The 9,751-nt window shown below is 72.2% G+C and carries 9 protein-coding genes; 7 read left to right on the top strand and 2 right to left on the bottom strand.

Annotated features, from left to right (window positions below; genetic code table 11):
- Nucleotides 1-415 precede the first annotated feature (415 nt).
- From AXW62_RS35620 to AXW62_RS35595, 6 genes are all read left to right on the top strand, one after another.
- Nucleotides 416-1,543, top strand: a complete 1,128-nt coding sequence (locus tag AXW62_RS35620; RefSeq protein WP_060948066.1) for a sialidase family protein — start codon at nucleotides 416-418, stop codon at nucleotides 1,541-1,543.
- On the top strand, nucleotides 1,540-3,006 hold the full coding sequence (locus AXW62_RS35615; protein WP_079115950.1) for an ABC transporter substrate-binding protein: 1,467 nt from the start codon (nucleotides 1,540-1,542) through the stop codon (nucleotides 3,004-3,006). Before AXW62_RS35620 ends, AXW62_RS35615 begins: the two co-directional genes overlap by 4 nt.
- Nucleotides 3,007-3,014: 8 nt before the next feature.
- Nucleotides 3,015-3,947 (top strand): carbohydrate ABC transporter permease, encoded by a 933-nt coding sequence (locus AXW62_RS35610; protein WP_060948065.1) that lies wholly within the window; start codon nucleotides 3,015-3,017, stop codon nucleotides 3,945-3,947.
- Nucleotides 3,944-4,936 carry a carbohydrate ABC transporter permease gene (locus AXW62_RS35605; RefSeq protein WP_252368855.1) on the top strand — a complete coding sequence of 331 codons (993 nt, stop codon included), beginning with the start codon at nucleotides 3,944-3,946 and terminating at the stop codon, nucleotides 4,934-4,936. The genes AXW62_RS35610 and AXW62_RS35605 overlap by 4 nt, the downstream gene beginning before the upstream one ends.
- A gap of 62 nt (nucleotides 4,937-4,998) precedes the next feature.
- On the top strand, nucleotides 4,999-5,745 hold the full coding sequence (npdG, locus tag AXW62_RS35600) for an NADPH-dependent F420 reductase (protein WP_060948063.1): 747 nt from the start codon (nucleotides 4,999-5,001) through the stop codon (nucleotides 5,743-5,745).
- Nucleotides 5,746-5,847: 102 nt separating this feature from the next.
- The gene (locus AXW62_RS35595; RefSeq protein ID WP_030825568.1) at nucleotides 5,848-6,048 is read left to right on the top strand and encodes a hypothetical protein; all 201 of its coding nucleotides are present in this window, start codon (nucleotides 5,848-5,850) and stop codon (nucleotides 6,046-6,048) included.
- Nucleotides 6,049-6,152: 104 nt separating this feature from the next.
- Here AXW62_RS35595 and AXW62_RS35590 read toward each other — a convergent pair whose 3' ends face one another.
- The gene (locus AXW62_RS35590; protein ID WP_060948062.1) at nucleotides 6,153-7,553 is read right to left on the bottom strand and encodes an acyltransferase; all 1,401 of its coding nucleotides are present in this window, start codon (nucleotides 7,551-7,553) and stop codon (nucleotides 6,153-6,155) included.
- A gap of 180 nt (nucleotides 7,554-7,733) precedes the next feature.
- Nucleotides 7,734-8,531, bottom strand: coding sequence for a site-2 protease family protein (locus AXW62_RS35585; protein ID WP_060948061.1), 798 nt, complete (start codon nucleotides 8,529-8,531; stop codon nucleotides 7,734-7,736).
- Between the two features lie 490 nt (nucleotides 8,532-9,021).
- Here AXW62_RS35585 and AXW62_RS35580 point away from each other — a divergent pair.
- Nucleotides 9,022-9,751 (top strand): AfsR/SARP family transcriptional regulator (locus tag AXW62_RS35580; protein ID WP_169808204.1); only part of this gene is annotated, 730 nt, incomplete at its 3' end.

Here is a 9,751-nt window from a genome sequence, read left to right as displayed (position 1 = left end):
GCCCCGGCTCACTCCATCGGGGCCCTTTCGGGACGCCTTGGGCGAACGTGTTCGGGAGGGTCGAGGCGGCGAGACGGTCGGCCGGGCCCGCCCCGAGCCACGTCCGTGCGCCACGTTCGGTGCGCCGAGACCGCCGCGCCGGGTCCACGCGCGGTTCACGGCACCAGGCCCCGCGCCCGTCCGCCGCGCCAAGCCCCGCGGCCCGTCCGCCGCGCCAAGCCCACGCGCCCCCTCTGCCGCGCCAAGTGCCTTCCCTCCCACCGCTGTTGGGCCGTCGCGGGGGCGTCGGCAACTGTTCATGCGCCGTGCCTTGACGCTCTGTGAGGCGAATCCTATGGTCGCGGCACACAAGGGACGTCCTATGTCCCATTTTTCTGACTCGGCACTCGATTGCGACGGAGCATCGGGAGGTCCTATGGCGGTCGGCACGGGGGCGGCGCGTCCGTACGAGGTGTCCGTTCCGTTCCGGGCGGGGACCGAGGGGTATGCGAGTTTCCGCATCCCGGCGGCCGTGTCGACCCGCGCCGGAGGCGTTCTCGCCTTCGCCGAGGGCCGGGTGGGCTCCTCCGCCGACCACGGCGACATCGACCTCGTGCTCAAGCGGTCGGCCGACGGCGGACGCACCTGGGGCCCCTTACAGGTCGTCGCCCGCAACGGTGACGGCACGGCGGGCAACCCCGCCCCCGTCGTCCTCGACGGCGGCCCCCACGACGGCCGCGTCCTGCTGGTGCACGTCCGCAGCGCGGCCTCCGCCACCGAGGACCGGATCCGGCGCGGCGAGGTCGGCGCGGCCGACGGACGACGGGTGTGGCTGACGTACAGCGATGACGACGGTGCCACCTGGAGCGAGGCCCGCGAGATCACCGCGAGCGCCAAACGGCCCGAATGGCGCTGGTACGCCACCACCCCCGGGCACGCCATCCGGCTGCGCCACGGACCGCACCCGGGCCGGATCGTCGTCCCGGCCAACCACTCCCTGCCCCCGACCGTCCCCGGCGACGACGGCACCGAGGGGCGGTACGACGGCGGGCACGATCTGCTCAGCGACGACGACGGCGCGACCTGGCGCATCGGATACGTGGACGACAACCCCGACGGCCGTGTCAACGCCAACGAGACCACCGCCGCCGAACTCCCCGACGGCCGGGTCTACTTCAACGCCCGCACCGCCGCCACCGCGCCCGGCACCCGCGCCGACGCCTACTCCCACGACGGCGGAGCCACCCTGGACCTCCCCTTCCGGCCCCAGGCCGGTCTGGTCACCCCCGTGGTCGAGGGCAGCGTGCTGCACCTGGGCGAGCCGGACGCGCTGCTCTACTCCGGTCCCGCCGACCCCGTGCACCGGGCGCTGATGACCGTCCGCACCAGCCATGACGGCGGCGTCACCTGGCGGCCCACGCACACCGTGAACGGTCTGCCCGCCGCCTACTCCGATCTGGTCCGGGTCGATGACGCCACGGTCGGACTGCTCTACGAGACCGGCGACTTCAGCGCCTACTCGACCCTCACATTCCGGCGCATTCCGACGGAGGAGTTGATATGAACGACACCCCGGCCGGTACGAGCGACACCGACACCCCGCCCCGACAGGACACGCGAACGGCCCGACAGGACACGTGGACGGCCCGGCGGGACACGCAAACGCCGCGACAGGACACGCGGACGGCCCGACAGGACACGCGAACGGACGGCGCGCCCCGCCGCGCCGTCCTCGGCGCCGCGGCCGCCGCGGCCGCCGGGTTCGCCCTCGCGGGCTGCGGCTCGGACGGCGACGGGGGCGACGGGCCCAAGGGCCGGGAGAAGGGCCAGAAGATCACCCTGACCTTCTGGTCCTGGGTGCCGGGCATCGACAAGCCCGTCGCCCTGTGGAACAGGGAGAACCCCGAGGTGCGGGTCGAGGTCGAGAAGGTCTCGGCCGTGGACGGCGCCCAGTACGCCAAGATGCACGCCGCCATCAAGGCGGGCAGTCCGCCGGACCTCGGCCAGATCGAATACCCGGTCGTGCCCAGCTTCCTCGTCGACAACGGGCTGCTGGACCTGACCGAGTACGGGGTGGCCGCGCACAAGGACAAGTTCATCGGCTGGCAGTGGCAGCAGTCCGTCTTCGGCAAGGCCGTCTACGCCGTACCGCAGGCGTCCGGTCCGATGGGCCTGTTCATCCGCCGCGACCTCTTCGACCGGTGGGGCATAGAACCGCCCGCCACCTGGGACGACTACGAGGCGGCGGCCGAGGCGATCCGTAACGAGGGCGCCTGGATCGAGACCTTCTCGGCCACCAACGGCAACCGCTTCGCCGGGCTGGCCTGGCAGGCCGGGGCGCGCTGGTTCGGCACCGAGGGCGACACCTGGACCGTCTCCATCGACGACGAGCCCACCCGTAAGGTCGCCGACTACTGGTACGACCTGGTCCGGCGGAAGCTGATCAAGACCATCCCGGACCGGCAGAACGCCTGGTACAAGGATGTCCAGACCGGTGCCGTGGCCTCCTGGCTCGGCGCCAGCTGGGGCGACGCCCTGCTGGTCGGCAACGCGCCCAGGACCGCCGGGAAGTGGCGGGTCGCGCCCATGCCGCAGTGGCGGAAGGGCGAGGCCGCCTTCGCCAACTGGGGCGGCTCCACCACCGCGGTCTTCGCCGGGACGAAGTACCCCAAGGACGCGCTGGCCTTCGCGGTCTGGCTCAACACCGACCCCGAGTCGATCAAGCTGCTGATCGAGAACGGCTACGGCACCCCGGGCGCCAAGCGGGGGTACACCACCTCCCAGCTCGACGTGCACAAGGACTTCTTCGGCGGCCAGGAGTACAGCGAGGTCTTCGACGCGGCGAGCAAGGGCGTGGACACCAGCTGGCAGTGGGGCCCCGCCACCGACACCCTCTACCAGCGGCTCGGCGACGCCTTCACCGCGGCCATCGGGGACGGCTCCCCCTTCCGCTCCGTGCTGCGGAAGGTGCAGGGCGAGACCATCACCGACCTGAGGGAAAAGGGACTCAAGGTGAAGGCCGGGTGAGGCGGCCGATGAGCGGGCGCCCCCGCCGCCTCACCCGGACCGAGGCCCGCGGCGCCCGGGCGGCGTCCGGGTTCCTGCTGCCCTTCCTCGCGCTCTTCCTGCTGTGCTTCGTCGCCCCCATCGGCTACGCCCTCTACGAGAGCCTGCTGAAGGTCGAGCGCACCGGACCGCTCGGCCTCGGCGGGGACACCCAACAGGTGTGGGCGGGCCTGTCCAACTACGCGCACGCCCTCCAGGACGACCGCTTCACGGCGGGCTTCGGACGGGTGCTGCTCTTCGGCGCCGTCCAGATCCCGGTGATGATCGCCTTCGCCACCGGTCTCGCGCTGCTGCTGGAGGCCGCCTCCGCGCGCTGGGTCGGCTTCTTCCGGACCGCCTTCTTCCTGCCGTACGGGGTGCCCGGTGTGATCGCGTCGATCCTGTGGGGCTTCCTCTACGTCCCCGGGATCAGCCCGCTGGTGGAGACGGCCCACGCGGCGGGCTGGGACGTGGACTTCCTGGGCCGCGGGACGGTCCTGTGGTCCATCGCCAACATCGTCACCTGGCAGTTCACCGGCTACAACATGCTGGTGCTGATCGCCCAGCTCAAGGCCGTACCGGGGGAGCTGTACGAGGCGGCGCGGATCGACGGGGCCGGCGCCTGGCAGGTGGCCCGGCACATCAAACTCCCCCTGATCCGGCCGGCGCTCGTGCTCACCACCGTCTTCAGCCTCATCGGCACCCTCCAGCTCTTCGCCGAACCGAAGGTGCTCAAACCGCTCAGCAACTCCATCGACTCCGGCTACACCCCCAATCTGGCCGCCTACAACGAGGCGTTCACCAGCAACAACCAGCACATTGCGGCGGCCGAGGCGGTGCTGCTCGCGCTCGTCGCCTGCGTGCTGTCCTTCGGTTTCCTCAGACTTGTCGGACAGCGGGGGAAGGACGGCGAACCCGGATGAGCGCACCGGACGTCCTGAGCGGCCCGGACGGCACCGGCGCCCCGGAGAGCCGGCCCGGTGCGGGCCGCCGCCCCCGCCGCCCCTGGCCCCGTCCCTGCCGCCCCCGGTCCCGCCCCCGCCGTCGCGCCGCGCGGGGCGGCGGCGCGACGGAACCCCCCGTGCGGCACCGCGTCATCACCGTCTCGCTGCTCACCGTCGCCGCCGTCTACTTCCTGACCCCCGTCTACTGGCTGGTCGTCTCCTCCACCAAGTCCAGCAGCGATCTCTTCGGCACCTTCGGCTTCTGGTTCCACGACCCGCACCCGCTGGACTATCTGCACCGGGTGCTCAGCCACGACGACGGCGTCTACGTCCGGTGGTTCGCCAACAGCCTGATGTACGCGGGCGCCGGCGCGCTCGCCGCGACCCTGCTGTCGGCCGCGGCCGGCTACGCCCTGGCCACCTTCCGCTTCCCCGGCCGGGAGGGGATCTTCAACGTCATCCTGGCCGGAGTGCTGATCCCCGGCACGGCGCTCGCCCTTCCGCTCTATCTGCTGTTCAGCGAGATCGGCCTGGCCGACACCTACTGGGCCGTGCTGATCCCCAGCGCCGTCAGCCCCTTCGGGGTCTACCTCTGCCGGATCTACGCGGCCGCCGCCGTCCCGGGCTCCCTCCTGGAGGCGGCGCGGATCGACGGCGCGGGGGAGGCCCGGATCTTCTGCACGCTGGGGCTGCGGCTGATGACCCCGGCGCTGGTCACCGTCTTCCTGTTCCAGTTCGTGCACATCTGGAACAACTTCTTCCTGCCGCTGGTCATGCTCTCCGACTCCGATCTCTACCCGATCCAGCTCGGCCTGACCTCCTGGCAGGGGTACGCGGACCGGCAGCCGGAGCTGTACCAGTACACCGTCGGCGGGGCGTTCCTGTCCGTCCTGCCGCTGATGGTGCTGATGGGCGTCCTCCAGCGGTACTGGCGCACAGGGCTGACGGAGGGAAGCGTGAAGGCGTAGCCGGCGGACGTTGCGAAACGGCACGGTGAAGCCGGAGGGGGGAGCGTGACAGGATCGCTGTCATGACTACTCCTGACACACCTCATGCCGTGAACTCCGGATCCGACACCCCCGCGAAGAAGGCCCCCGCCAAGGACCCCTGGGACCTCCCCGACGTGTCCGGTCTGACCGTCGGCGTCCTGGGCGGCACCGGTGACCAGGGCCGCGGCCTCGCCTACCGGCTGGCCAGGGCAGGCCAGAAGGTGATCATCGGCTCGCGCGCCGCCGAGCGGGCGCAGACCGCGGCGCGGGAGCTGGGCGGCGCGGAGCTGGGCGTCGAGGGCGCGGACAACGCCGAGTGCGCGCGCCGCAGCGACGTGGTCATCGTCGCGGTCCCGTGGGACGGCCACGCCAAGACGCTGGAGTCGCTGCGCGAGGAGCTCAGCGGCAAACTCGTCATCGACTGCGTCAACCCGCTGGGCTTCGACAAGAAGGGGGCGTACGCCCTGAAGCCGGAGGAGGGCAGCGCCGCCGAGCAGGCCGCCGCCTTGCTGCCGGACTCCCGGGTCACCGCGGCCTTCCACCACCTCTCGGCGGTGCTGCTCCAGAACCCGGAGGTCGAGCAGATCGACACCGATGTGATGGTCCTGGGGGAGTCGCGCGCCGACACCGACCTGGTCCAGGCGCTCGCGGCCCGCATCCCGGGGATGCGCGGCGTCTACGCGGGCCGGCTGCGCAACGCCCACCAGGTGGAGTCCCTGGTGGCCAACCTGATCTCGGTCAACCGCCGCTACAAGGCCCACGCGGGGCTGCGCGTCACCGACGTCTGAGGGCGCCCGCCCGCGACCGCCGCACCCGGGGCGCCCGGCCCCTCCGGCGGGGCATGGGGGACAATGGCGGGAGTGTCACACCCCCCGACAGGAGCCGACCCCATGCCCCGCCTCGCCCTCTGCACCCTGGCCGTCTGCGTCCTCGCCATCGCCGCGGCCGTCGTGTCCTTCGCGCGGGGGAGCTGGCTCGGGATCATCTGGGTCCTGATCGCCGGTATCTCGTCCAACATGGCCTGGTACTACATTCGCCGGGCCCGCGCCGCCCGCGCGGCCGACCGCGAGAGCGCGGGCGCCGCGAGCTGACGGCCGGGGCCGCGAGCTGACGCCCGGGGCCGTGAGCTGACTGACGCCCGGGACCGCCGGGCGGGCGGACCCGGGCGGACCCGGGCGGCCCCGGGCGGGTCCGCTCAGAACGTCAGCGGGAACGGCTCACCGGAGCCCGCGTAACGGTGGAACCGGCCGGCCCAGCTCCGCTCCCGCTCCCGGAGGGTCCGCACCTGCGCCCGGGGCAGCGCCATGTACACATCGCGGCCGCCGTCCTGGTCCGGCGGGGTCGGCGCGATATGCACCGTCCAGGGAATGGGATTCGAGGGGAAGTCGTACCAGAAGGGTGCGCCCGTCCCGAAGTCGATGTCGTAGAAGGGGAGCTTCGACCAGTTGTTGAGGGCGATGGTGCTGTCGAACGAGTCGAGGGCCATGGTGGTCATGACGCGCTGGAACCGCCCCGCCTCGCGCTCGGCGTCCAGGAACGCCACCTCCTCGCCGATCCTCTCCTTCGTGTTCTCCGCGTAACCGGCGCGGACCGCCGCGGCGACCTCGCCGAGCGAGCGGGAGCGCAGTTCGGCCGCGGTCATCCCGGGCCGGGTGTTGGTGATGGCGTTGCCCCAGTACGCGTCCGGTACGGCCCCGGAGACGAACGGACGGAAGTCGGCGATGAGACCGAGCCGCTCCGAAACGGTGTCGGGGCGGCCACGCAAGGTGCCGAGGACTTTCCACAGGTGGGCGGTCAGCGCGTCATTGGTGGACACCCACCGCTGCGTACCCGCCAGATCGGCCGTCGCGGCGTCCTTCATGGCGGCCAGTTCGGCCGCCGAGAACCGGGTGGTCACCGTCGTCACGCCGCCGGCGCTGGCCAGCAGCAGACGGCCCACGAAGGCGGACTTCCGGCCCCGCCCGGTGACGGTGAGGTGGGCGCCGCCGGCCCGGGCGCCGTCCGCGGAGGGCACCGCCAGCCCGGCGATGGCCTCGCGGTCGAAGTGCGGCGCGGGGTGGTCCAGGCCCCGGTGCTCGCGCGACCAGCTCTCCAGGAACCGCATATAGCTGGTCCCGTCGGCCACCGCGTGGTTCATCATGAAGCCCAGGACGGAGCCGCCGCCCTTCATATGGGTGAGCTTCACGGTGAAAAGCGGTGTGTCACGGTCCACCACCCAGAACGGCAGGATCATGCTCAGATAGCGCTCGATCCCCTTTTTCGCCGTACGAAGCGGTCCGTGATCCGGCATGGGCCCGGACGCGTACGTCTCGACGAACCGCACCCCGGCGTCGTTGCAGAGCACGCTGAGACCGCCGTCGGGATCCTTCTGCATCCGGCCGGAAAGCACCGGGAAATCGCGCAGTACCCTGCCGAGCGAGGCCCGCAGCGCCTCGCCGTCGAGTGATTCCCGGTAGAAAAAGACGCGCGGTGTGGGGATCGGCCCCATGAGCATGTCGTACACGCTCAGCCGTAAGCGGTCACCACTGGCCTCCCCGGCCCGCACGGTGGACGAGCGTTTGGTGCGGTTCTCGGTGGCAGCGGGGGATGTCGTCATGTGCGCGCACGCTTTCGTCCGGTCCGAACGCGATGTGGCGTCGACACTACCGTTCGGGCCCGAGGGGTCTCATGGATCCGGAGCAGCTCTAGGAATGTCCCCACCCCGCCGGACACCCGGCGCCCGCGCGGCGCGGGACCCGGTACCGGACACGGCTCAGGAGCCGGGACGGGACACGGCTCAGGAGCCGAGACCGGGCAGACCGGGCGCGCCCTGCCAGAAGCGGAAGAACTCCTGACCCCAGTAGGTGTCCCAGTCCGATACGCCCAGGGCCCGCATCACCGCGTCGATCGCGTCGAAGAACGCCTGGTTGACCTCCGGTATCCACAGGATCCCGAAGACCGCGAGCATCCCGAACGGCGCGTACGGCTCGACCTGGCGCCGGACGCGGTAGGAAAGCCACGGCTCGACCACGCCGTAGCCGTCCAGGCCGGGCACCGGCAGGAAGTTCAAGATTGCGGCCGTGACCTGGAGCATCGCCAGGAAGGCGAGCGCGTAGCGGAACAGCTCCGGCACCCGGTCCGTGGCGCCCAGCCAGAACGGGGCGGTCAGCACGGCCGCGAACAGCACGTTCGTCAGCGGGCCCGCGGCCGAGATCAGGCTGTGCTTCCAGCGGCCCCGGATCCGGTGCCGCTCGATGAAGACCGCCCCGCCGGGCAGCCCGATCCCGCCCATGATCACGAAGATCAGGGGCAGCACGATGCTCAGCGCCACATGCGTGTACTTCAGCGGGTTGAGGGTCAGATAGCCCTTCGCCCCGATCGTCAGATCCCCGCCGTGCAGCGCGGTGCGCGCATGGGCGTACTCGTGCAGGCACAGCGAGACGACCCAGCCGGAGACGACGAACAGGAAGACCGCGAAGCCGGGGCTCGCGGAGTAGTCCGTCCACACGGCCCACGCGGATACGGTCATGATCGCGACCAGACCGAGGAAGACGGGAGAGATGCGCCGGTCGCGGCGGCTGACTGCGGTGGTCATCGGCGTGGGTCTCCGTACGGGCTGGTGATCACTGAAAAAACGACGGACGGCGTGCGCGGAGTTCCGGGCGGGCGGAGCGGGCTGGTTCGGGGCGGGGGAGTGGGACTGGTTCCGGGCGGGAAGAGCGGGCTGGTTCGGGGCGGGGAGGGGACCGGTTCCCGGCGGGCGGAGCGGGCTGGTTTCGAGCGGGGGAGGGGGCTGGTTCCGGGCGGGAGCGGGCCGTTCCGCCCGGGGGAGCGGATCCGTCCGTCCGGGGGGAGCGGATCCGTCCGTTCGGCAGCGGGTGCTCCGGCCGTCCGGCAACGTTCCGGCTGTCCGGCAGTCGTGGGGCTCCGGCCGTCCGGCAACGTTCCGGCGTCCGGCAGCCGTGGGGCTCCGGCCGTCCGGCAACCGTAGCGGACCGGTGCCCGACGTTCGCCGGGAGGCCGTCGCGGCGCGTGCGGTCCGAGGCCGATGCCCCGCCTGGCGGGTCATCCACCACAATGGGCCCGTGCGCTACGGCATCCTCGGCACCACCCAGGCCCGCCACGACGACGGCACCCCCGTGGACGTCGGCGGGGCGCGGCTGCGTGCGCTGCTGACGGCGCTCGCGCTGGCGCCCGGACGGGCGCGGACCACCGGGGTGCTCATCGCAGAGATCTGGGACACCGATCCGCCCGCCGACGGCAACGGCGCACTGCAGGCCCTGGTCGGCAGGTTGCGCCGGGTCCTCGGCAAGGACGCGGTGGAGTCCGTTCCGGGCGGTTACCGGCTGATCGCCGACCCGGACGACGTCGATCTGTACCGTTTCGAGCGGCTCGCGGAGGAAGGCGCCCGCGCCCTCGCCGACGGCGATCCCGCCAAGGCCGTCGATCTGCTCGACGAGGCCCTCGCGCTGTGGCGCGGGCCGGCGCTCAGCGATCTGCCCGATGCCGGGGCGCCCGCCGCCCGCGCCGAGGCGCATCGGCTGGACGCACGGCGTGCCCGGCTCGCCGCCGACCTCGCCCTCGGCCGCGCCGGCCGGGCGCTCCCCGTGCTCACCGGGCTCTGCGACGCCCACCCCCTGGACGAGCCGCTGCACGCGCTGCGCATCCGTGCCCTGCGGGACGTGGGCCGTACGGCCGAGGCGCTGGCCGCCTACGAGGCGATCCGTACGGAGATCGTCGAGCGGCTGGGCGCCGATCCGGGGCCGGAGCTGCGGGCGCTCCACGCCGAGCTGCTGGCGGCCCCCGGGGAGAGTG

Source organism: Streptomyces hygroscopicus subsp. hygroscopicus (genome assembly GCF_001553455.1).
Lineage (GTDB): Bacteria > Actinomycetota > Actinomycetes > Streptomycetales > Streptomycetaceae > Streptomyces > Streptomyces hygroscopicus.
The sequence above is the reverse complement of the archived record's forward strand: the minus strand, read 5'-3'. Positions and strand labels throughout refer to the sequence as shown.